This window comes from Staphylococcus sp. FSL W8-0304 (assembly GCF_038006565.1).
Classification (GTDB): Bacteria; Bacillota; Bacilli; order Staphylococcales; family Staphylococcaceae; genus Staphylococcus; species Staphylococcus epidermidis.
Genome location: NZ_JBBOVL010000001.1, coordinates 1819243 through 1842819 on the forward strand (window position 1 = coordinate 1819243; position 23577 = coordinate 1842819).

22 protein-coding genes are annotated in these 23577 nt (G+C 33.0%); 10 read left to right on the forward strand and 12 right to left on the reverse strand.

Annotated elements, in window-relative coordinates; translation table 11 throughout:
• Window positions 1-5: 5 nt before the first annotated feature.
• Genes purD through purE form a run of 11 tightly spaced genes read right to left on the reverse strand, consistent with a single transcriptional unit; the run spans window position 6 to window position 11237 of the window.
• Entirely contained in the window at window positions 6-1247 is a 1242-nt protein-coding gene (purD, locus tag NST35_RS08530) for a phosphoribosylamine--glycine ligase (protein WP_002457457.1), read from the reverse strand.
• A gap of 25 nt (window positions 1248-1272) precedes the next feature.
• A complete protein-coding gene (gene purH, locus NST35_RS08535) occupies window positions 1273-2751 on the reverse strand; it encodes a bifunctional phosphoribosylaminoimidazolecarboxamide formyltransferase/IMP cyclohydrolase (protein WP_002457458.1) in 1479 nt (492 codons plus the stop codon).
• Between the two features lie 16 nt (window positions 2752-2767).
• Window positions 2768-3334, reverse strand: coding sequence for a phosphoribosylglycinamide formyltransferase (purN, locus tag NST35_RS08540; RefSeq protein ID WP_032604452.1), 567 nt, complete (start codon window positions 3332-3334; stop codon window positions 2768-2770).
• Complete coding sequence (gene purM / locus NST35_RS08545) at window positions 3334-4365, reverse strand: phosphoribosylformylglycinamidine cyclo-ligase (RefSeq protein WP_002457459.1); 1032 nt, start codon at window positions 4363-4365, stop codon at window positions 3334-3336. Before purM ends, purN begins: the two co-directional genes overlap by 1 nt.
• Window positions 4358-5842, reverse strand: coding sequence for an amidophosphoribosyltransferase (gene purF / locus NST35_RS08550; protein ID WP_340747299.1), 1485 nt, complete (start codon window positions 5840-5842; stop codon window positions 4358-4360). The genes purM and purF overlap by 8 nt, the downstream gene beginning before the upstream one ends.
• Window positions 5821-8010 carry a phosphoribosylformylglycinamidine synthase subunit PurL gene (purL, locus tag NST35_RS08555; protein ID WP_002457460.1) on the reverse strand — a complete coding sequence of 730 codons (2190 nt, stop codon included), beginning with the start codon at window positions 8008-8010 and terminating at the stop codon, window positions 5821-5823. Before purL ends, purF begins: the two co-directional genes overlap by 22 nt.
• Entirely contained in the window at window positions 8003-8674 is a 672-nt protein-coding gene (gene purQ, locus NST35_RS08560) for a phosphoribosylformylglycinamidine synthase I (protein ID WP_002457461.1), read from the reverse strand. Before purQ ends, purL begins: the two co-directional genes overlap by 8 nt.
• Before the next feature lies 1 nt (window position 8675).
• Complete coding sequence (gene purS / locus NST35_RS08565) at window positions 8676-8936, reverse strand: phosphoribosylformylglycinamidine synthase subunit PurS (protein WP_001831728.1); 261 nt, start codon at window positions 8934-8936, stop codon at window positions 8676-8678.
• On the reverse strand, window positions 8936-9640 hold the full coding sequence (purC, locus tag NST35_RS08570) for a phosphoribosylaminoimidazolesuccinocarboxamide synthase (RefSeq protein WP_002457462.1): 705 nt from the start codon (window positions 9638-9640) through the stop codon (window positions 8936-8938). Before purC ends, purS begins: the two co-directional genes overlap by 1 nt.
• On the reverse strand, window positions 9641-10768 hold the full coding sequence (purK, locus tag NST35_RS08575; protein ID WP_002457463.1) for a 5-(carboxyamino)imidazole ribonucleotide synthase: 1128 nt from the start codon (window positions 10766-10768) through the stop codon (window positions 9641-9643).
• Window positions 10755-11237 (reverse strand): 5-(carboxyamino)imidazole ribonucleotide mutase, encoded by a 483-nt coding sequence (gene purE / locus NST35_RS08580; RefSeq protein WP_002457464.1) that lies wholly within the window; start codon window positions 11235-11237, stop codon window positions 10755-10757. Before purE ends, purK begins: the two co-directional genes overlap by 14 nt.
• Before the next feature lie 204 nt (window positions 11238-11441).
• Here purE and folD point away from each other — a divergent pair, with 204 nt between their 5' ends.
• The 7 genes from folD (at window position 11442) to rihC (ending at window position 18613) form a co-directional block, all read left to right on the forward strand.
• Window positions 11442-12302 carry a bifunctional methylenetetrahydrofolate dehydrogenase/methenyltetrahydrofolate cyclohydrolase FolD gene (folD, locus tag NST35_RS08585; RefSeq protein WP_002457465.1) on the forward strand — a complete coding sequence of 287 codons (861 nt, stop codon included), beginning with the start codon at window positions 11442-11444 and terminating at the stop codon, window positions 12300-12302.
• 373 nt (window positions 12303-12675) lie between these two features.
• The gene (locus NST35_RS08590; protein ID WP_001831741.1) at window positions 12676-12993 is read left to right on the forward strand and encodes a DUF5011 domain-containing protein; all 318 of its coding nucleotides are present in this window, start codon (window positions 12676-12678) and stop codon (window positions 12991-12993) included.
• Between the two features lie 536 nt (window positions 12994-13529).
• Complete coding sequence (gene qoxA / locus NST35_RS08595; RefSeq protein ID WP_001831736.1) at window positions 13530-14654, forward strand: cytochrome aa3 quinol oxidase subunit II; 1125 nt, start codon at window positions 13530-13532, stop codon at window positions 14652-14654.
• Entirely contained in the window at window positions 14654-16642 is a 1989-nt protein-coding gene (gene qoxB, locus NST35_RS08600; RefSeq protein ID WP_002446144.1) for a cytochrome aa3 quinol oxidase subunit I, read from the forward strand. The genes qoxA and qoxB overlap by 1 nt, the downstream gene beginning before the upstream one ends.
• Window positions 16632-17237 carry a cytochrome aa3 quinol oxidase subunit III gene (gene qoxC / locus NST35_RS08605; protein ID WP_001831738.1) on the forward strand — a complete coding sequence of 202 codons (606 nt, stop codon included), beginning with the start codon at window positions 16632-16634 and terminating at the stop codon, window positions 17235-17237. The genes qoxB and qoxC overlap by 11 nt, the downstream gene beginning before the upstream one ends.
• On the forward strand, window positions 17234-17524 hold the full coding sequence (qoxD, locus tag NST35_RS08610) for a cytochrome aa3 quinol oxidase subunit IV (protein WP_002446143.1): 291 nt from the start codon (window positions 17234-17236) through the stop codon (window positions 17522-17524). Before qoxC ends, qoxD begins: the two co-directional genes overlap by 4 nt.
• Window positions 17525-17704: 180 nt before the next feature.
• Window positions 17705-18613 carry a ribonucleoside hydrolase RihC gene (gene rihC / locus NST35_RS08615; RefSeq protein WP_002446142.1) on the forward strand — a complete coding sequence of 303 codons (909 nt, stop codon included), beginning with the start codon at window positions 17705-17707 and terminating at the stop codon, window positions 18611-18613.
• 155 nt (window positions 18614-18768) lie between these two features.
• Here the strand turns inward: rihC and NST35_RS08620 are convergent, their stop codons facing one another.
• Window positions 18769-19971, reverse strand: coding sequence for a serine hydrolase domain-containing protein (locus tag NST35_RS08620; protein WP_002446141.1), 1203 nt, complete (start codon window positions 19969-19971; stop codon window positions 18769-18771).
• An 806-nt stretch (window positions 19972-20777) separates the two neighbouring features.
• Here NST35_RS08620 and NST35_RS08625 point away from each other — a divergent pair.
• The 3 genes from NST35_RS08625 (at window position 20778) to NST35_RS08635 (ending at window position 23513) form a co-directional block, all read left to right on the forward strand.
• A complete protein-coding gene (locus tag NST35_RS08625) occupies window positions 20778-22016 on the forward strand; it encodes an LCP family protein (RefSeq protein ID WP_002446140.1) in 1239 nt (412 codons plus the stop codon).
• A 47-nt stretch (window positions 22017-22063) separates the two neighbouring features.
• A complete protein-coding gene (locus tag NST35_RS08630; RefSeq protein ID WP_002458054.1) occupies window positions 22064-22534 on the forward strand; it encodes a DUF2538 family protein in 471 nt (156 codons plus the stop codon).
• A gap of 556 nt (window positions 22535-23090) precedes the next feature.
• Window positions 23091-23513, forward strand: a complete 423-nt coding sequence (locus NST35_RS08635) for a GNAT family N-acetyltransferase (RefSeq protein ID WP_002458053.1) — start codon at window positions 23091-23093, stop codon at window positions 23511-23513.
• Window positions 23514-23577 lie beyond the last annotated feature (64 nt).

The following is a 23577-nucleotide window of genomic DNA, read 5'->3' on the forward strand; positions in this document are numbered from 1 at the left end:
CAATTTTACTTAGTAATGGCTTTATTCCCAATATCATTACGATAAAAAAGATTGTCACTTTTTATTTGTCGTGCATGTTCATATGCGTTTGCTTGTGCTTTTTCAACTGTTGGACCTTCCCCTATAGCTAGGATAACTCGTCCGCCAGAATTCACAAAACATTGACCTTCTTTCTTTAATCCACTCACATAATAATGAGAATCTAGATTAAAACCACTTATTTCATGCCCTTTTTCATATGTACCAGGGTATCCTTTAGATGCTAGCATTACTCCTACAACAGCTTCATCTTTCCAGTTAAAATGAATAGGTTTACAATTTTCCAAATCGATAATGAGTTGCATTAAGTCACTTTCTAAACGTGTTAATAATACTTGTGCTTCAGGATCACCAAAACGTGCATTAAACTCGATAACTTTAGGTCCATCTTTTGTTAAAATTGCACCAATGTATAGTAATCCAAAGAAGTCATGACCTTCTTGTGCCATAGCTTTAGCAATAGGTTGAGCAATCTCCTTATTAGTTTGCTCAAGAACAGATGCATCAATGTGTGGTACTGGGCAATATGCGCCCATTCCACCAGTATTTGGTCCTTGATCATTATCAAATGCTCGCTTATGATCTTGAGCAATACAGTCGAAAGGAACCGCATAATCTCCATTTACAAAAGTCATTAAAGAAAACTCTTCTCCTTCTAAATAACTTTCGAAAACGACTTTCCCTTTTTCTTCTTTATAAATTGTTTTGACCCCTTCTAATGCGTCTTCTCTTGTAAAAGCAATAATAACCCCTTTACCTGCTGCTAAACCGTCTTTCTTTATTACGATTGGTAAATCACAAGTTTCAACATATTGCAACGCCTCGTTACGTGAACTTACTTCTTTATATTCTGCTGTAGGAATATGATATTTGTCCATTAATTGCTTGGCAAATAATTTTGAACCTTCAATTTGAGCCGCATCTTGTCCTGGGCCAAACACTTTAATATTTGCATTTCTTAATAAATCAGATAATCCGTCTATTAAAGGTTGTTCAGGGCCAATGATTACCCAATCAATTGCGTTATGCTGAGCAAAATGTAAAATAGCTTGATGATCTGATTCAGCAATTTCACCGTGCACTTCAGCAATATTGACCATTGCATCATTTCCTGGAATCGCGTAAACCTTATCTACTATTGAAGATTGATTGATCTTAGAAGCTAATGCATGTTCACGTCCACCAGCTCCAACTATTAAAACTTTCAATAGATTACCCCTTTCTTTTCAAAAATTAATGTTTAAAATGACGCATCCCTGTCATAACCATTGTAATGCCGTATTTATTAGCCATATCAATAGAATCTTGATCTTTAATTGAACCACCTGGTTGAATAATTGCCTTAATACCATGTTCGGCCGCATATTCAACTGTATCTCCCATTGGGAAGAAACCATCTGAAACAAGCGCAACATTATCGTTAATTTCTATTGCTCTTTCGATTGCAATTTTAGCGGAACCTACACGATTCATTTGTCCTGCACCTATACCAACTGTTTGTTTGTTGTTACTCAATATCACTGCATTACTCTTAACGGCACTTACAACTTTCCAACCTAGGAGCATAGCTTCCCACTGTGCTTCTGTAGGTTGAGTGTCGGTAGCAACAGTCATGTCGTTTCGAGTCACATCTTTATTATCTTTATCTTGTACTAAGTAACCACCTGAAACGGAAACAAATTCTTGTTCAGCATTATCAATTGTCATATCTATTTGTAATAAACGAATATTTTTCTTTTGTGTCAATATTTTTAAAGCTTCCTCAGTAAATTGAGGTGCAATAATTACTTCTAAAAAGATAGAATGTAATGCTTCAGCTAATTTAACATCTACTGTTCTATTCAATGCTATAATACCACCAAATATTGATTGATTATCCGCTTCATAAGCATGTTGAAATGCTTCATCAATCGACTGTCCAATTCCTACTCCACACGGGTTCATATGTTTTACTGCTACAGCAGTTGGCTCGTTGAATTTTTTTACTAAACTGAGCGCTGCATCTGCGTCTTTAATATTATTAAAACTCAATTGTTTACCATGTAATTGTTTTGCACCAGCAATCGTATGTTTGCTATCAGATGTTCTAACAAAATATGCAGATTGCTGAGGGTTTTCACCATATCTTAGTGTTTCTTTATTATCTTTGAAATAGTTAACAATAGCATAATCATATTCATTTGTATGTTGGAAAACTTTAACCATTAGCGATTTTCTATATGCTTCGTCCAATTGTTGATTTTTAATTCTCTCAATAACCTCGTTGTAATCGGAAGGATGTACGATAGTTGTAACATGTTTAAAGTTTTTAGCAGCTGCTCTTAACATTGTAGGTCCACCAATATCAATATTTTCTATTGCATCAGTTTCTGTTACCTCAGGTTGAGCAACAGTCTGTTGGAAAGGATATAGGTTGACCACTACCATATCAATTAAATCAATATGTTGTTCTCGTAATTGCTCTAAATGACGTTCCTTATCTCGATCAGCTAAAATACCACCATGGACAGCTGGATGTAGTGTTTTAACACGACCATCCATAATTTCTGGAAATTGTGTTAACTCTGACACGGACTTAATATTGATATTCGCATCTTCCAATACACGTTTTGTACCACCCGTAGAATACAGTTCATAGTCTAAGTTAGTTAATGCTTTTGCAAACTCGACAATTCCACTTTTATTAGAAACGCTTAATATTGCTTTTTTCATTCTATAAGATACTCCTCTATTTAATGATTTTAGCTATAACTCTTGGATAAAGTTCATATTCTAAATGTTTTACTCTATCTTCTAATTGTTCTTTAGTATCGTCCGGTTTTATATCACATTGCTGTTGTTCAATAATTTCTCCCGTATCCATCCCACTATCTACATAATGGACAGTTGATCCAGTGACAGTATCTCCACTCTCTAACGCTTGTCCTATGGCATCTAAACCTTTGAATTTAGGTAATAATGAGGGATGTATATTTAATATCCGTCCTTCATAAGCTTGTAATAAGTCTTGTCCAATTAATCTCATATAACCAGCTAATACAATCCACTGAACTTCCTCACTGGATAATAATTTAAGTAGATGCTGTTCATATAAAGATTTGGATGAAAAGTCTTTTGGCTTGTTAATATGAATTGGAATATTTAAATTTTTAGCTCTATCAATACAGGGTACCCCTTCATTATCTGTATACATTGCCGTTACATTGATACCAGACAATTGCCCTGATTGAATATGTTTTACGATATTTTCAAAGTTACTACCTGATCCTGAGGCAAAAATCGCGATATTGGTCACTATTCTACCTCCAATAAATGAATAGGTGTATCATCATCTTTTATAATTTCACCAATTTCATATGCAGTTGTATCCATTGCACGTAATGTTGTTAATGTTGTTTGAACATCTTTTTTGTCAACAATAATTATATATCCAATGCCCATATTAAATATGTTATACATTTCATTCGTTGAAATGTTGCCCTGTTTTTGAAGCCAATCGAAGACTTCTAACGTTGGGAATGATTGTGTATCTATTTTTGCTGATAAACCTTTAGGAAGGGCACGCGGAATATTTTCATAAAAACCTCCACCGGTAATATGGCTCATCGCTTTGATATCAACATGTTCCTTTAATTCAAGAATAGGCTTTACATACAATTTTGTTGGTGCAAGGAAGGTTTCTAAAAAGGTTTGACCATTAAATTGATCATGTAATTGAACTCCTGACTCTTTTATCATTTTTCTGACTAGACTATAACCATTTGAATGAATACCATTTGAAGCTAAACCAATAATTGCTTGTCCTTCTTCAACATTCGAACCATCAATATAGTCCTCTTTCTCTACAGCGCCTACTGCAAAACCAGCAATATCATATTCACCTTCATGATACATTTCTCCCATTTCAGCAGTTTCACCGCCTATAAGTGCCGTATTGGTTTGTTCACAACCGTCACTTATACCTTTAACGATTTGCTCTATGGTACTTGGCACTACTTTATTCGTGGCAATATAGTCTAAAAAGTATAAAGGCTCAGCACCTGTTGTTAAAATATCATTTACACACATTGCGACAGCATCAATACCAATTGTGTCATGCTTTCCATAGTCAATTGCTAATTTTAACTTTGTACCCACACCGTCAGTACCTGATACCAGAACTGGCGCTTTCATATTTAATTGGGACAAATCAAATGTTGCACCAAATCCACCTAAACCACCTAATACTTCTTTACGCAATGTACGTTCAACATGACTTGTTATTCTCTCAACTGCTTCATATCCTGCTTGAATATTTACACCAGATTCCTCATATGCTTTAGACATGCAAATTTCCCTCACTATCAAAATAATGTTTATTATTAGCTATATATGATTTTTGACGTTCACTTAAATGCTTTTTATAATTTTTTTCATAATCGTAAAGTCCTGCTGGATAATCACCTGTAAAACTTTCTACACACAAGCCATGATATGGCGCATCATAATCAAGTCCTATAGACTCGATTAAGCCATCAACACTTAAATAAGCAAGAGAATCTGCACCAATATGATTTTTAATTTCCTCTGGAGACTTACTTGCTGAGATGAGTTCAGCTGTTGTAGATACGTCAATACCATAAAAACTAGGGAACATAAATTCGGGAGAAGCAATTCTTACGTGAATACGGTTAGCTCCTGAATCCTTAAGCATTTTAACTATGCGTTTAATCGTTGTACCTCGAACAATCGAATCATCTACAAGTACGATATCTTTACCATCAACAATATCCTTAACAGCCGACAGTTTTACACGTACACCTTGCTCTCTTAATTCCTGAGTAGGTTGTATAAAAGTTCGAGCAACATATTGATTTTTAACTAGTCCCATTTCATATGGCAGTCCTATTTCTTCAGCATAGCCACTTGCTGCAGATAATGATGAATTAGGTACGCCTATTACCATATCTGCTTTTGCTGGGTTTTCCTGTGCTAAACGTTTACCTGATGCTTTTCGTACTGCATGAACATTTTTTCCAGCAATCGTTGAATCAGGTCTCGCAAAATAAATATATTCCATAGCTGATATTGCAGTTGTCGTTTGTCTTGTGTATGTCTTAACTTCTATACCTTCATCCGTAATAACTACATACTCACCTGCATGGATATCTTGTACAAATTCAGCACCTAAAACATCAATCGCGCATGTTTCACTTGCTAAAATATAAGCACCGTTCTCCATTTTTCCAACTACTAATGGTCGAATAGCATTAGGATCTACTGCACCGTACAATGCATCTTTTGTTAGGATTGCAAAAGTAAATCCACCCTTAATGAGTCGCAAACTCTCTTTCAATGCTTCTTCAAATGTCGGCGCCTTACTGCGACGAATTAAGTGCATAATGACTTCAGTGTCAGAAGAAGAATGGAAAATCGCACCTTGTTCTTCTATATTTTGACGTAGTGATTTAGCATTAATTAAATTACCGTTGTGACATATACCTACGCTCATATCATAAAAGTGATATAAAAATGGTTGGATATTTTCAATGCCTTTATTACCAGAGGTTGCGTAACGAACATGTCCTATCGCATGTGGATAACCTTTTATATTTGACATATGTTCGTCTTTAATTGCTTCAGTTAATAAGCCTAATCCTCGTTCACCTTTTAGCGTTTCGTGATTTGAAACTACAATACCTGCACCCTCTTGACCTCTGTGTTGCAAACTATGTAGACCCATATATGTTAACTGTGCTGCTTCAGGATGATTCCAAATACCGAAAACGCCACATTCTTCATTTAATCCTGAGTAGTTAGACATTGAACTATAGCCCCTTCCCATTTTTGTTTGATATCTGAAACGTTTTCTTTTATTTTTACGTCTGAGTTTGATATATCAAATGACTGCTGATGAGTTAATTGCCCAATTTCTTGAGCTTGATCTATATCCAACGTTTGCCCTTCTTTAACAATCACAATATATCGTCCTTGAGTTTCACTAAATAATTGTGCATTGGTCACATCTAATTGAGCTTGCATACCTAAATGATAATGGGCACTAATTTTAGCTAAAGTAACTAATAAGCCTCCCTTACCAACCGTTTGTACATGAGATGCAATGCCTTTACGAATAGCCTGTTTGATTGATTTTCCTTTTGAAACTTCATCACTTAAATCAATAGATTCGAACTCATGATTAACTGATCCATACAACAATTTTTCCAATTGACTACCACCAAAGTCATCACGTGTTTCACCAACTAAATAAATTTTATCTCCTGCTTTAGGTTTAAACTCTTTTAGATAGCTCACGTCTTCAATAAGACCAACCATTCCTACGACAGGTGTAGGGAAGATAGAGGTTCCACGTGTCTCGTTATATAATGAAACATTTCCTGAAACTACAGGAGTTTGAAGCACTTTACACGCTTCTGACATCCCTTTAGTGGAATCTATTAATTGTTGATAGATTTCTTTCTTCTCTGGAGAACCATAGTTTAGACAATCAGTCATAGCTAATGGTGTCGCCCCGACTGCAATTAAATTTCGATAGGCTTCAGCAACAACCATTTTCCCACCTTCATAAGGTTGGTTGAAAACATAACGTGCTTCACCATCTATAGTTGAAGCAATAGCTTTTTGTGTTCCTTCTACGCGCACAACTGAAGCTTGTAAACCTGGCTTAATAATTGTATTTGCTCCTACTTGTTGATCGTATTGTTCATATAAATGATGTTTAGATGCTATTGTAGGGTGTTGTAATAACTTGATAAACGTATCATGTACATCTATATTGCTGTAATCGTTTTTAGATGTATTATATTCCTTTTCTTCTCCTTCTAAAATATACACTGGTGCCTCATCAGCAAGAGGTTGCACAGGAATGTCTGCATACACTTCATCATCGTATGTAAGCACGAATCTATCAGTGTCTGTTACTTCGCCTATTACTGCACTATCTAGTTCGTGTTTATTGAATAAATCTAAAAACTTTTGTTCTGTACCTTTTTCTACAACTAACAGCATTCTTTCTTGTGTTTCAGAAAGCATCATTTCATATGGGGAAATTCCTGGTTCTCTTGTTGGAACTTGATCAAGTCTTAAATGTAAACCACTACCACCTTTAGCTGCCATTTCAGATGAAGATGAAGTTAAACCAGCTGCTCCCATATCTTGTATACCTACTAGTTCATCAAAGGTAATTGCTTCTAATGTTGCTTCCATGAGCTTTTTGCCTACAAATGGATCACCAATTTGTACTGAAGGTCTTTTACTTTCACTTTCCTCAGTAAGTTCTTCAGATGCAAATGTTGCGCCATGAATACCGTCACGCCCAGTTTTTAAACCTACATATATAACGGAATTACCAACACCCTTAGCTGTTCCTTTTTGGACCATATCATGATCAATGATTCCTACACACATAGCATTGACTAATGGATTACCATCATAGCGTTCATCAAATTCAATCTCACCAGCCGTAGTAGGAATGCCAATACAGTTTCCATATCCCCCAATACCACTTACAACACCTTTAAGTAATCGTTGATTTTGTTTTACAGTTAACTCACCAAAACGAAGACTATTTAATAAATTAATTGGACGAGCACCAATTGAAACAATATCTCTAATAATACCTCCAACTCCAGTTGCCGCACCTTGATAAGGTTCAATTGCAGATGGATGATTGTGAGACTCGACTTTAAATACTACGGCTTGATTATCGCCTATATCTACAACACCTGCACCTTCTCCTGGTCCCATTAATACGTGCTCTCCTGTCGTAGGAAATTGTTTTAAAAATGGTTTAGAATGTTTATATGAGCAATGTTCGCTCCACATCACTGAGAAAATTCCTACTTCTGTGAAGTTGGGTTCTCTACCAAGAATTTCAACCACTTTGTCATATTCTTTATCACTTAATCCCATATCTTGATAAAGTTTTTCAAGTTTAATCTCTTCATTACTTGGTTCGATAAATTTAGACATTTTGTTCCCTCCAACTTTTCACCATTGATTCAAACAATTTCACACCGCTATTTGTTCCTAACAATGTTTCAAGTGCGCGTTCAGGATGTGGCATCATCCCACAAACGTTACCCTCTTTATTAACTATTCCTGCAATATCTTCATAAGAGCCATTAGGGTTATTCGTATATTTAAGGATAATTTGATTGTTGTCGTTGAGTTCACGATATATTTCATCAGTACAATAATAATGACCTTCACCGTGTGCTACAGGATAAACAACATTCTCATTTTTCATATATAAATGCGTAAAAGGAGTTTGATTATTAGTAATTTTTAAATTTTCGTTTCTACTAATAAATAAATGTGAGTCATTATGAAGTAATGCGCCTGGTAACAATCCAATCTCAGTTAAAATTTGAAACCCATTACATACTCCTAAAACAGGCTTACCTTCTTTCGCAAATCGCTTAACTTCTTTAATAATCGGAGCAACACTTGCCATAGCTCCTGATCTCAAATAATCGCCAAATGAAAAACCACCAGGTATTAAAACACCATCAAAACCATCTAAAGTCGTTTCACGATAATCGACATACGCTGTATCAACACCTGATTTAATAGCTGCATTATACATGTCTCTATCGCAGTTTGAACCAGGGAACACAAGAACTGCAAATTTCATATTATGCTTTCTCCTTTTCATCGATAACTTTATAGCTATATTCTTCAATGACTGTATTAGCAAATAACTTTTCACTTAATGTCGTAATAATATTATCAACAGCCTCATCAGTTGGTTCATTAACTGTCATATATAAAACTTTACCTACTCGAATGTCATTCACTTGTTCATAACCAAGATCGTGAACTGCTCGGTTTAAAGCTTGTCCTTGTGTATCTAAAACCTGTGGTTGTAAAGTGATATGTAGTTCAATCGTTTTCATTATTTAAGATCCTCCAATTTATTTAAAAATGTTTGATAAGTTTCAATCAGCGAGCCAGTGTTGTTTCTATATACATCTTTATCAAAGTTAGTATCCGTATTTTTATCCCATATTCTACAAGTGTCAGGAGAGATTTCATCTGCAAGTAAAATTTTTCCACCATTGGTTTTACCAAATTCAATCTTAAAATCTACAAGTCTCAAACTCATTTCATTCATCAATTGAATCAGTACTTGATTAATATCTTTTGCCATTTGTTTAAGTTGTGTTATTTCTTCATCGTTCGCTATGCCGAGTAATTTTACATGGTCATCAGTAATAAGCGGATCATTAAGTTCATCTTTTTTGTAGAAGAATTCTACTAAAGGTTCTTCAAATTTATGCCCTTTTTTAAAACCAAGACGCTTTGTTATCGAACCAGTGGCAATGTTTCTAACAACTACTTCTAAAGGTATAATATCAACTTGTTGGACGAGTTGTTCTGTTTGTGATAGTTGTTTAATAAAGTGATTGTCTATATGATTATGAGTTAAATAATCAAATATAATAGAAGTAATTTGATTATTTAACTTACCTTTGCCAATCATAGTATCTTTTTTTGCACCGTTTCCTGCTGTTACTTCATCTTTATATTCAACTCGTAATTGACCATCAATATTTGTCGTGAATACTCTTTTAGCTTTACCTTCATATAACAATGACACTTACTTGTCTCTCCCTTCAAATTTCATTAACATATATTGTTCTGTTTGATTGACATCATCGGTCAGTAAAGTCATATGTCCCATTTTTCTATCAGGTTTTCTTTCTTTCTTACCGTAAATGTGAATATGCCAATCTGGATGTCTGCTAAATTCATTTTCAAGCAAATCCAAATCCCGACCTAATAAATTCATCATTACTGTTGGCTTTAATAATTCAATGGCTTGCGGAAGTTTTTGACCAGTTATGGCTAGAATATGTGTATCAAACTGTGAGTAATCACAAGCTTCTATAGAATAGTGTCCAGAATTATGTGGTCTAGGCGCAATTTCATTTACATATAAGTTATCTTCTTTATCAATAAAGAATTCTACTGTAAAGGTTCCAACAAAATGTATTGCGCGAGTGATTTTCTCAACTTCCTTACGTGCTTCATATTCTTTATCAGTTCTTGCCGGAACGACTGTTTTAAATAATATTTGATTTTGATGCTCATTTTCTTGAAGAGGAAAGTATGTTGTTTGTTGTTCATTTCCAATTGTTACTGTAAGAGATACTTCCTTTTTAATATCAAGATATTGTTCAGCAACACATTCTTGCTTCTCAACTAGCTGGTATGCTTCGTCTAATTCCGAATCATTTCTTACCAAAATTTGTCCTTTACCATCATATCCACCAAAACGTGTTTTCACTATGAACGGAAAGCCTAATTTTTCTATGGCTTTTAATAAGTCTTGATTTGTTTGAATTTGTACAAAAGGAACAATTTGAGTATTTGCTTCTAGTAATGTTTGCTTCTCGGTTAGCCTATCTTGTAATAGTTCAATAGCTTGGTACCCTTGGGGAATATGATATAACTGAGTGAGTTTTTTTAATTGTTCAGACGAAATATTTTCAAACTCATAAGTAACAACATCAGAATTTTTACCTAACTGATTTAAAGCTTGCTCATCATCATAATTTGCATGAATAAACTGATGTGCGACATAACGACAAGGACAGTCTTCATTAGGATCTAAGACAATCACCTTATAACCCATTTTTTGAGCAGACTGAGCCATCATTTTTCCTAACTGCCCTCCGCCAATGATTCCTATTGTCGCGCCAAATTTAAGTTTACTGAAGTTCATTTTGCATTTCCTCCACTTTTGCGACTAGAGATTTTTCATAATTTTCCAAATTATTTTGAACTGATTCATTTGTTATTCCTAACATTCTTGCCGCTAATATCCCAGCATTTTTAGCACCTGATTTTCCAATTGCTGTGGTTGCAACTGGTATACCACCAGGCATTTGGACGATAGATAGTAATGAATCTAAACCTTTTAGACTTTTAGATTCAATTGGTACACCAATCACAGGCAATGTTGTCATGGAAGCTACCATTCCAGGTAAGTGTGCTGCTCCCCCTGCACCGGCAATGATGATATCAAAACCATTTTGACGTGCTTGACGAGCGAAATTGAACATCATTTGAGGCGTACGATGAGCTGAAACGACTTTCTTTTCGTACGGTATTTCAAATTCTTCAAGCATCGAACAACTTTCTTTCATAATTTTCCAATCTGAGGAACTGCCCATAATGACTGCTACTTTCACTTTGTACACCCTTTCGAAACTTTTGGATTGTTATTAGGAATAGTTGTATATTACACATATAGCATAACAATCCATTCGGTATTTTTCAATCAAAAATCGAACTTTAACACTTATTTAAATATTAATTTACGTATTTTGACTATCATTTTCTTTTTGATTAATGTTAAAGTTAAGATATTAATTAACAATTAGGAGGAATTTAAGGTGGTTGCTAAAATTTTAGATGGTAAGCAAATAGCAAAAGAATATAGACAGAGACTTAAAAATCAAGTCAATGAATTAAAAGAACATGGTTTTACTCCAAAATTATCAGTCATATTAGTTGGTAATGATGGTGCAAGCCAAAGTTATGTAAAATCAAAGAAAAAAGCAGCAGAAAAAATTGGAATGATATCTGAAATTGTTCACTTAGATGAATCCACGTCAGAAGAAGAAGTTTTAAGCGAACTTAATCGATTAAACAATGACGATACTGTTAGTGGTATTTTAGTTCAAGTGCCATTACCTAAACAGGTAAGCGAACAAAAAGTACTTGAAACTATCAATCCGAACAAAGATGTAGATGGTTTCCATCCAATAAATATTGGAAAATTGTATATTGATGAGCAAACCTTTGTACCATGTACACCCCTAGGTATTATGGAAATTTTAAAACACGCAGATATTAATTTAGAAGGAAAAAATGCAGTTGTTATTGGTCGTAGTCATATTGTTGGCCAACCTGTTTCAAAGTTATTGTTGCAAGCTAACGCAACTGTTACGATTTTACATTCACGTACAAAAAATATGAATGCACACTTAAAACAAGCAGATGTGATTGTTAGCGCAGTAGGACAACCTGGTTTAGTTACTAAAGAAAATGTTAAAGCAGGCGCAGTAATTATAGATGTTGGTAATACACCTGATGAAAATGGTAAATTAAAAGGAGATGTAGCATATGATGAAGTAAAAGAAATAGCTAGTGCAATTACTCCGGTACCAGGTGGTGTTGGTCCTTTAACTATTACAATGGTACTTAATAATACCCTTCTTGCAGAGAAATTAAGACGTGGCTTAACAAAATAATATCAGTGAAAAAGCCCGTGACATGAATACGTAGTCATGGACTTTTTCTGTCTTACTTCCAACTCATAAATGTGTTGAACATAAGTTTATGAGTTAATTTTATTCTATTTTTTCTTTATCAATCATTTAATATAACAACGAATTTTCGTCTAATTCACAATACTTATTAATTGAGCACTAAACTTCGAATTCAATTTCAGTAAATGTTTTCAAACAATTCACAATTTACATAATCTTTATCAAATTTTCATAAAAAAGGATTTAATTTTTATGTTGATTAAGTTATATTAAGACCATAGTATGATGTCGGCAAAATAAAAATAGGGTATATTAAACTTAAATTATAGATGATTCAATACACGGAGGTTAAGTTATGAACAAATTACTACAGTCATTATCAGCACTTGGAGTTTCAGCTACATTAGTGACACCCAATTTAAATGCAGAAGCCACTACTAATACTGAACCTCAATTAAAAGGTGTTAACGATATCGTTATTGAAAAAGGACAAGAATATAATTTACTTAAAGGCATAAGTGCTTACGATAAAGAAGACGGCGATCTTACTCATAAAATCAAAATTGATGGTCAAGTTGATACATCCAAAGCAGGTAAGTATAAAGTGAAATACCAAGTTACCGATTCTGATGGTGCTGAAAAAACTTCTATAAGAAATATTGAAGTAAAATGAACCTCTCCTCTTAATCACACATAATCTTTGTTTAATTTCTACCTATTATACATTTTAATGAAATATAAATTACGAAAACGTTTATACAAAAATGAATTGTATAAGCGTTTATTTTTGTAATTAGAAATTATTTCATATGACTATGCATCACTTAAGAGAACATTCAATCAATAAACTAAAACGATATATCCAAATATTAGCCTACCTAAAATCAGATACATCTTATAGACAAATTCTTCTACTTAATTCTTTCTATATAAGATTATATTTTTCTATAAGTAATATTCCTTTTTTGTATCTAATTGATAAGATTTATCAATAATGTGTTGTATTACATGTAATTTTGCTAAATTTGTCTATTTTCACAAAATGTACACATAATTTTAACAAATCTTACAAACCCCGTCATATCTAGGACTAACAGACATCAATTATATTAATAAGTAATTTTTTTTGAACATACTCTTGTAAATATTGTGTAATAAACTAAAATTATTGGTAAGCCCTACATTTGTAGTATTAGGAGGTCAAAAAAAGTGTCAAAATTTAAGTCTTTGCTTCTATTATTTGGCACACTAATTTTACTTAGTGGTTGTTCAAATATAGAAGTTTTTAATGCAAAAGGGCCAGTAGCAAGCAGTCAGAAATTCTTGATTATCTATTCAATAATCTTCATGCTTGTTATTGTTGCTGTAGTGCTTTCCATGTTCGCTATTTTTATTTTTAAATATAGCTACAAAAAGAATAGCGAATCTGGTAAGATGCACCACAATTCTTTAATTGAAACAATTTGGTTTGTGGTACCTATTTTAATCGTAATTGCTTTAGCTATTCCTACAGTTAAAACTTTATACGATTATGAAAAACCACCAGAAAAAGACAAAGATCCACTTGTCGTTTATGCAGTAAGTGCTGGCTATAAATGGTTCTTTGCCTACCCTGATCAACATATTGAAACTGTTAACACATTAACAATTCCTAAAGATCGACCAGTTGTATTCAAGCTTCAATCTATGGATACAATGACAAGTTTCTGGATTCCACAATTAGGTGGTCAGAAATATGCCATGACTGGTATGACTATGAATTGGACTTTAACAGCTGATCAATTAGGTACTTTCAGAGGTCGTAACTCAAACTTCAATGGTGAGGGATTCTCTCGTCAAACATTTAAAGTTCACTCTGTAAGTCAAAATGATTTTGATAAGTGGGTAAAAGAAGCTAAAGGTAAGAAAACTTTAAGTCAAGATACTTTTGATAAGCAACTCTTACCAAGCACTTCTAACAAAGAATTAACATTCAGTGGTACTCATATGGCGTTTGTTGACCCTGCGGCTGATCCAGAGTATATCTTCTACGCTTACAAACGTTACAACTTTGAACAAAAAGATCCTAACTTCACAGCTGAAGAGGATTTATACAAAGATGTAAAAGATAAACCAATCAAACCTGCACGTAAGGTTCATATAACAAACCCTAACTATGAACGTCATGGTATGAAACCTATGATTCTCGGCAACAATGAAAAATACGATAATGAGTTCAAAAAAGAAGAGGATCATAACTCTAAAGAAATGGAAAAAATTTCTAAGGGAGCAAAAGACGAAAATGCGTCTAAACTTCACAAAAAAGAACACGATGATCATGGAGGTGGACATTAATGAATTTTCCATGGGATCAACTACTAGTTAAAGGAAATTGGATGATTATCTCAGCACAAATTGCTGCGCCATTCTTAGTCATCGGCCTTATAGCAGTTATATCTTATTTCAAATTATGGAAATATCTATATAAAGAATGGTTCACATCCGTAGACCATAAAAAAATCGGTATCATGTATTTAATTTCTGCCGTATTAATGTTCGTTCGTGGTGGTATCGATGCGTTGATGTTACGTACTCAATTAACAATTCCAGATAATAAATTCTTGGAAGCAAACCACTATAATGAAGTATTTACTACGCACGGCGTAATTATGATTATATTTATGGCTATGCCATTTATCTTTGGTTTATGGAATGTTGTTATTCCATTACAACTTGGTGCACGCGATGTTGCCTTTCCTGTAATGAATAACGTTAGTTTCTGGCTATTCTTCGCTGGTATGATTTTATTCAACCTATCATTTATTGTAGGTGGATCACCAGCTGCTGGTTGGACTAACTACGCACCACTTGCTGGTGAATTCAGTCCAGGTCCAGGTGTTAACTATTATTTAATTGCAATTCAAATATCTGGTATCGGATCGTTAATGACTGGTATCAACTTCTTTGTTACGATTCTAAGATGTAAAACGCCAACAATGAAGTTTATGCAAATGCCAATGTTCAGTGTAACAACATTCATTACAACATTAATCGTTATATTAGCATTCCCAGTGTTCACTGTAGCACTTGCTTTAATGACTGCTGATAGAATTTTTGGAACTCAGTTCTTCACTGTAGCAAATGGCGGTATGCCAATGCTTTGGGCAAACTTCTTCTGGGTATGGGGGCACCCTGAAGTTTATATCGTTATTTTGCCAGCATTCGGTATGTACTCAGAAATCATCCCTACTTTTGCCCGTAAACGTTTATTCGGTCATCAAAGTATGATTTGGGCAACTGCAGGTATCGCATTCTTAAGTTTCTTAGTTTGGGTTCACCATTTCTTCACTATGGGTAATGGTGCGTTAATTAACTCATTCTTCTCTATCTCAACAATGTTAATCGGTGTTCCAACCGGAGTTAAACTATTTAACTGGTTGCTCACATTGTATAAAGGTAGAATTACATTTGAGTCACCAATGCTATTCTCATTAGCATTCATCCCTAACTTCTTATTAGGAGGGGTTACTGGTGTAATGCTTGCAATGGCATCAGCTGACTATCAATATCACAATACTTATTTCTTAGTAGCTCACTTCCACTATACATTGGTTACTGGTGTAGTATTTGCCTGCTTAGCTGGTTTAATCTTCTGGTATCCAAAAATGATGGGCTACAAGTTAAATGAAACATTAAACAAATGGTGCTTCTGGTTCTTCATGATCGGATTTAACGTTTGTTTCTTACCACAATTCATTCTAGGTTTAGATGGTATGCCACGTCGTCTATACACTTACATGCCTTCTGATGGTTGGTGGTTACTAAACTTCATCTCAACTATCGGTGCATTATTGATGGCAATTGGATTCTTATTCCTAGTTGCAAGTATCGTTTATAGTCATATCAAAGCTCCACGTGAAGCTACTGGAGATAACTGGGATGGACTTGGTCGTACTTTAGAGTGGTCTACAGCATCAGCTATTCCACCTAAATACAACTTTGCTATCACTCCTGATTGGAATGACTACGATACATTCGTTGATATGAAGGAACATGGTCGTCATTATTTAGACAACCATAACTACAAAGATATTCATATGCCAAACAATACTCCAGTAGGATTTTGGATGGGTATATTTATGACTATTGGTGGTTTCTTCTTAATCTTCGAATCTATTGTTCCAGCACTTATCTGTTTAGCAGGTATTTTCATTACTATGATTTGGAGAAGTTTCCAAATTGATCATGGTTACCACATCCCTGCTTCAGAAGTTGCAGAAACTGAAGCTCGTTTAAGAGAAGCTCGAATTAAAGAAAGGGAGGCTGTAAGTCATGAGTCATGATGCAAATACTATTGATTCTCGTACACACGAAGGCGAATTAAATAAACTTGGCTTTTGGATTTTCCTTACAGCTGAATTTGCGTTATTCGGTACCCTATTTGCAACGTTATTAACGTTACAACATGGTGGCGGATATGGTGGTAAATTAACTACCGACTTATTCGAATTACATTTGATTTTAATAATGACTTTTGCATTATTAATTAGTTCATATACTTGTGGTATTGCAATTTACTACATGCGACAAGAAAAGCAAAACTTAATGATGTTTTGGATGATTATCACAGTTATCCTAGGTCTTGTATTCGTAGGTTTTGAAATTTACGAATTCGCACACTATGCTTCTGAAGGTGTTAACCCAACTATTGGCTCCTTCTGGTCTAGTTTCTTTATATTACTAGGTACGCACGGTGCACACGTATCATTAGGTATTGTTTGGGTTATTTGTTTGTTAATTCAAATCGGAACTCGTGGTTTGGATTCATACAATGCTCCTAAATTATTTATAGTAAGTTTATACTGGCACTTCTTAGATGTTGTTTGGGTCTTCATCTTTACTGCCGTATATATGATAGGGATGGTGTATAGCGGATGAATACAATCGTAAAACATACAGTAGGTTTTATTGCTTCTATCGTACTAACGCTTTTAGCAGTTTTTGTAACTCTATACACTAATATGACATTCCATGCTAAGGTAACTATCATCTTTGGTTTTGCTTTCATTCAAGCTGCCCTTCAATTATTAATGTTCATGCATTTAACTGAAGGTAAAGATGGACGTTTACAATCGTTCAAAGTTATCTTTGCAATTATCATTACTTTAATAACTGTTATTGGAACATATTGGGTAATGCAAGGTGGACACTCTTCTCACTTATAAAGATGAGTTTCCCAAGGTTGATTTCAATAAAGAATGAATTTGAATATATTTGTTCTTTATTGATTCATTTCCACCTTATATGCAAAGAGCCTGAGACTTTTAAGTCTCAGGCTCTTTTTATATCGTAACAATCCCATACCATGTTATGCTTTAATTATTACGATATACGGAGATGATGATATGTCTATTCCCATTATAATTGATACAGATCCTGGTATAGATGATGCTACAGCAATTAGTATCGCACTGTCACACCCTCAATTTGACGTTAAAATGATATCAACTGTGAATGGTAATGTAGGTATTGAGAAAACGACAGCAAATGCACTAAAGCTTAAAAAGTTTTTTAATAGTTCTGTTCCTGTACATAGAGGCGCATCCCAACCATTGATTAATGACATTTTTGGAGCTACATCAATTCATGGTGAGTCTGGTATGGATGGTTACAATTTTCCACAAATAAATCAAGATGATTTAACATCGATTCATGCAGTTGAAGCAATGAGAAATCTATTAGTAAATACTCAAGAACCTTTAACCTTGATTGCCATAGGTCCACTTACAAATATCGCTATTCTTTTAACTAGTTATCCTGAAGTTCAACCATTTATTAAGGAAATTGTTTTAATGGGTGGTAGTACCGGTAGAGGCAATGTAACGCCTTTAGCTGAATTTAATATATATTGTGATCCAGAAGCTGCTCAAATTGTATTTAACTCTGGATTACCTTTGACTATGATTGGTCTTGATTTGGCTCGTGAAGCATTGTTTACTCACCATTTTGTAAAAGACTTCAAAGATACAAATGCAACTTCAAGCATGTTATATAATTTATTTCAGCACTATAAGAGTGAAGATTTTGATATAGGATTCAAATTATACGATGTATTCACTATATTATATTTGTTGGATCCAGAAGCCTTTAATGTCAAGGAGGCGTATACTCAAATAGAATTAAGTGGCAACTTTACAAGAGGAGCCACAGTGGTAGATTTTAATACGGAGTATCCCAATTGTACAGTTGTTTTAAGTCCTGTTGAAAGACAGTATGAGGATTTATTCTTAAACGCCCTTTCTTATTGTAAATAATTAAATTGCAATTTGAATGTTATTTTATTAATCATATAACAAATGCCCGGTTACCTTCACATTGAAGTCCCGGGCATTCGTTATATATAATTTATTGAAGACTAACCTTGTAAATAAAAAATAACGAGTCTAATCCATTATTAACAAAATTACAATTACTCAACTTTAACACCTGCTGTATTATAAGGCTTTTTCTGGTCAAGAATATTATAGAAAATATGTCTCATTTTGTTTTCATTACTTACTAATCCAGGTGTATTACTTACATTCGTCCCTAAAATGACAATATAACGATCATTAAAGTAAACAGTAAATATTTGACCAAAGAATACCCCGTTGACTCTATTTAAATACGGAGTTATGTAAAAACCATATCTATATTCTTCTGGATATTCTTGAGTCCCAAATTCATGTAAAATAGGTCGAGTTTGACGCGCATTAAAGATTTTATTTTGTTGCAATGTATAAATTAATTTGCCCATATCATGTGGCGTCATATATAAATTACCAGCTCCATAATATTGATCTAATATATTAGGTTTAAGGAATGAAAAAGTATTATTTTTAAACTTATAACCTTTTGCCATCTCACTTTGAAGAGGTTTTTCGTCATAAAAAGCAGTATGTTTGAGATTATATTTATTACCTAATCGTTCATAATAATTTTTAACATATGGTTTTCCAGTAACATTTTCAATAACTTTAGCTAAAACTAAATAATTAGCATCATTATACTGATGCTTATGATAAACTGTATCATCAATACCTCGAGCTTGAATTGCTCTAACAGCTTGTTCTAAATTTTTGATATTAGTTGAAGCTTCATATTTATATAGTCCACTTTTATGTAACATTAAATCTTTAATTGTAATTTCTTTATTTGTTTTAAACCAAGGAATATATTTAGTGACTGAATCTTGCAAATTCACTTTATTTTCGACTTCAAGTTGCTTTAGCATTAAACCTGTTGTAAATTTTTGCGCTGATCCTATTAAATACATTGTATTTGCAGTGTTCTTTTTACCTTTCTCTATATCTTGATAACCGTATCCTTTATTCATTTTCACTTTTCCATTATCAAATACAGCTACAGTTCCATTAAATTGCGTTTTTTCTAAATATTTGTTTATCGATTTAGAAATGGGATCTTTTTTATCATATTTAGTTTTTAGTTTTTTAGGCTTCTCAGCAGTCTTATCTCTCTTTTCAATATAATTCGTATTTCCACTTTCTTGACTTAACGTTTGTTTTTTTAATTCTAGGTGTCTTGTCCATTCAACACCTAATATACCTATTGACACGACTAAAGTTAATAATACGATAATAAAAAATACGATTTTAAATTTATTTAATTTCATCTTTATTGTTTGCCTCACACTTTAATGTCTTAAAATTTTGTTGACTATTCACATCATATGTCAATATATTATATTATTCGTTATCATTTTTAAGGTTAAACCCCAAAACACTTGAATAAATAATTACCTGATGAGATATCTAAAATAAATGCTTATATATTTTGCTAGCTAAAATGGTAATGACTTTTTTATTTAATTACACGACTACACTTAACCGATTAGAAAGTTTTAAATATTTTAACTGTAAATTCATAATGCTCTGGTTATCTTTGACATATCCAGTTACTTTTAATAATTACAATGCAACTAATATTATGATATTCATAACGTCAATGAATACACATACTTGTTCAAGAACGTTATAATATATCTAACTACTATATTAATTAATAAATACTTTTTTGATCATCAGATTTAAGATTCGTAATTAAAGAATATTACTTACAGATATATTTTATGAACAACTAATCCGTCTGCGCTTTGTTATAACAATGTTTATAGCTATTAAGCTAAAGTTTATTATAACTTAAAGCCATAAACAAATCACTTTAATTAGATAATACACTTATTTAAAAATAAATCTATAGTACTTTGGTACTATATGAAAATTAAGTTAAGCAATAAGTTGTTTAACTCAATGTTATAATCATTCATCAATAATATTTTGTAATAATAAAATGTTGATGAGAGTTGTAATTTGATTAATAAAGTAATACAATTTAAGGCTATAGTGTACTTAATAAATCATAACTTTTTATGTATCAATCATTTGTGAAATATTTAAAATTTAACTAGGAGTACTAACAATGAACAAATTTTTAAAATATTTTTTAATATTATTATCTTTTGGTCTCCTCGTTGTTCCAATTATTTTTGCTACTCAATTATATCAAAGTTCAGAATCTGCATTTGAGTCATCTCAAAACACTAAAGATTCTCAACGAAAGTCTACTTTAAGAGATACAAAAGTTGATCCTGAAAAACAACCTATATCAATTTTATTCTTAGGTATAGACGATAATGAAGGTAGAGAAAAAAACGGGCAAAGTGTAGAACATTCTAGGTCAGATGCTATGATATTATCTACTTTTAATCAGAAAAAGCATCAAATAAGAATGCTAAGCATACCTAGAGATACAATCAGTTATATACCTAAAGTTGGCTATTACGATAAAATAACACATGCGCATGCATATGGTGGACCTCTTGCTGCTATGGATTCAGTTGAAGCAACAATGAATGTACCGGTAGATTATTATGTGCGTATTAATATGAAAGCCTTTGTTGAAGCAGTTGATGAATTAGGTGGTATATATTATGACGTACCGTATAATCTAAATGAACCTAACAGTGATGATACTGGTAGAATTAAAATCAAAAAAGGATACCAAAAGCTAAACGGCGACCAAGCATTAGCTGTAGCTCGAACTCGACATCATGATTCAGACCTTAAACGTGGTCAAAGACAAATGGAACTTATTAAAATATTGTTCCAAAAAGCTCAAAATTTAAATTCTATAGATAAACTTGACAATGTTATTAGTATTGTAGGGAAAAATGCTAAACATAATTTAACTCAGAAAGAAATTAAGTCTCTAGCAAAAATGTATCTTGGTGGTAACACTGAAATTAAAACATCACAACTTAAAGGTAAGGATGACTACTTAAATGATATATACTATTACCACCCAAGCGTAAAAAGTATTATGGAATATTCAAATCTTTTACGTAATGATTTAGGTTTATCTAAAATAACAAACAAAAACGATTTCTTAGATCAAAGAGTCATTAAACGATATGGTTCACTCGTACCCCTAACAGAATTAGATGAAGACTTATTGCGTAAGAACCAAAAGGAATCGACTGATAGTCAGAAAGAGTCTTCTTCTTCATCACAAAATAATGATGAAGAAGATCAAACTAACGAACAAACAGACCAAAATACTTTAAACGGGAACGAGCAGTATCCAAATCAACAATACAACAATCAGGACAATGGTGAAAATGGTATGATAAATAATGACAATTATCCTTACGCACAATAAAAGCTATATAAACTTATGTGGTAAATATACTTAAAAGGAGCGCAAATATGAGTCGTAAAACATATGAAAAAATTGCTAGTATAAATGGTATGTTCAACGTACTTGAACAACAAATCATTCATAGTAAAGATATGGCATTATTCAGGAATGAATTTTTCTATGTAAACCATGAACACAGAGAAAATTATGAAGCGCTTTTGATCTACTACAAGGATAGTTTAGATAATCCCGTTGTAGATGGCGCATGCTACATTCTTGCTTTACCTGAAATATTTAATAAGGTTGATGTGTTTGAGTCTGATTTACCTTTTACCTGGGTTTATGATGAAAATGGGCTCACTGATACCATGAAGAGTATCAGTGTACCCCTTCAATATCTTATTGCAGCCGCTTTGGAAGTGACTGATGTAAATATATTTAAGCCTTCAGGTTTTACTATGGGCATGAACAATTGGAATATTGCCCAATTACGTATTTTTTGGCAATACTGCGCTATCGTTAGAAAAGAGGCTTTATAATACTATCAATTAGTAATAAACGTATCGTTTTTTAATTCTTTGGTTTATAAATTATATATTTTTCTAATTATCAGAGTGAGGTTAGGACATAATTCCTAACAAAATAGCCAGTAAATGAGTTTTTTGTAAATTCATTTACTGGCTTCTTTATTTATAATACTTCGTATTGTTGGCTCTCTTTCTTAGGGGACAGCTTCAGTCTGTAGTCTTCAACTTGTCTTGTTCCCTCAAGAGTCTCGCCAAAATATTTTGCCTTTACCATGTAATTTAACATTGAAATACTTAAAAAATAAGGCCCTTTCGTATAATTTAATAAATACCATTAAACAAAATTAATAAGATACCTAATGTATAAAGACTATAATATGACTCAACTTAATTTACCAAGGAAACTTCAGTACTTATCCCCGCAAATGATATTTCACGATATGTACCGGACTCATTCTTTTTTTGGTGATGAACTAATTATGAATTTATAATGAACCTGCTTTATTTCATTTTCAATATGGTTAAAATAATTTTTAAAGGGAAAACCAGTGAAAATGGAGGTGATACTGTGTTTCAAATAGCAAAAAACGAAACGATGCTAGAGGATTGCTTTGAAATAAGAAAGTGTGTTTTCGTCGAAGAACAAGGCGTACCACTCGAAAATGAATTTGATCAATATGAAGATTACTCATTCCATATAGTGGGATATATAAATAGAGTTCCTATGGCAACTGCTAGAATTAGACCTTTGAATACTCATGTTTGCAAAATTGAACGCGTAGCAATCATCAAGTGGTATCGCGGTCTTGGCTACGGTAAAAAATTAATACATGCTATTGAAACAATTGCAAAAAAACACCAATATAATAAACTCACTATGAATGCTCAATTACAAGCTCGAGACTTTTACTTAAAACTAGGTTACTCACCTTTTGGCAAAGTATTCTTAGAAGAAAATATAAAACATATTAGTATGAATAAGTTTTTATAAATCGATTTACATTCTATATACAAACTTAGCAATTTTAAAAATTGTAATAATCTTTATGTAGCTT

What these genes read in the sequence shown, in the direction of transcription:
- purH (WP_002457458.1), bottom strand. Translation starts at nt 2,751, where the DNA reads ATGAAAAAAGCAATATTAAGCGTTTCTAATAAAAGTGGAATTGTCGAG.
- purM (WP_002457459.1), bottom strand. Translation starts at nt 4,365, where the DNA reads ATGTCTAAAGCATATGAGGAATCTGGTGTAAATATTCAAGCAGGATAT.
- purF (WP_340747299.1), bottom strand. Translation starts at nt 5,842, where the DNA reads ATGTCTAACTACTCAGGATTAAATGAAGAATGTGGCGTTTTCGGTATT.
- purL (WP_002457460.1), bottom strand. Translation starts at nt 8,010, where the DNA reads ATGTCTAAATTTATCGAACCAAGTAATGAAGAGATTAAACTTGAAAAA.
- purQ (WP_002457461.1), bottom strand. Translation starts at nt 8,674, where the DNA reads ATGAAATTTGCAGTTCTTGTGTTCCCTGGTTCAAACTGCGATAGAGAC.
- purS (WP_001831728.1), bottom strand. Translation starts at nt 8,936, where the DNA reads ATGAAAACGATTGAACTACATATCACTTTACAACCACAGGTTTTAGAT.
- purK (WP_002457463.1), bottom strand. Translation starts at nt 10,768, where the DNA reads ATGAACTTCAGTAAACTTAAATTTGGCGCGACAATAGGAATCATTGGC.
- NST35_RS08590 (WP_001831741.1), top strand. Translation starts at nt 12,676, where the DNA reads ATGAACAAATTACTACAGTCATTATCAGCACTTGGAGTTTCAGCTACA.
- qoxB (WP_002446144.1), top strand. Translation starts at nt 14,654, where the DNA reads ATGAATTTTCCATGGGATCAACTACTAGTTAAAGGAAATTGGATGATT.
- qoxC (WP_001831738.1), top strand. Translation starts at nt 16,632, where the DNA reads ATGAGTCATGATGCAAATACTATTGATTCTCGTACACACGAAGGCGAA.
- qoxD (WP_002446143.1), top strand. Translation starts at nt 17,234, where the DNA reads ATGAATACAATCGTAAAACATACAGTAGGTTTTATTGCTTCTATCGTA.
- rihC (WP_002446142.1), top strand. Translation starts at nt 17,705, where the DNA reads ATGTCTATTCCCATTATAATTGATACAGATCCTGGTATAGATGATGCT.
- NST35_RS08620 (WP_002446141.1), bottom strand. Translation starts at nt 19,971, where the DNA reads ATGAAATTAAATAAATTTAAAATCGTATTTTTTATTATCGTATTATTA.
- NST35_RS08625 (WP_002446140.1), top strand. Translation starts at nt 20,778, where the DNA reads ATGAACAAATTTTTAAAATATTTTTTAATATTATTATCTTTTGGTCTC.
- NST35_RS08630 (WP_002458054.1), top strand. Translation starts at nt 22,064, where the DNA reads ATGAGTCGTAAAACATATGAAAAAATTGCTAGTATAAATGGTATGTTC.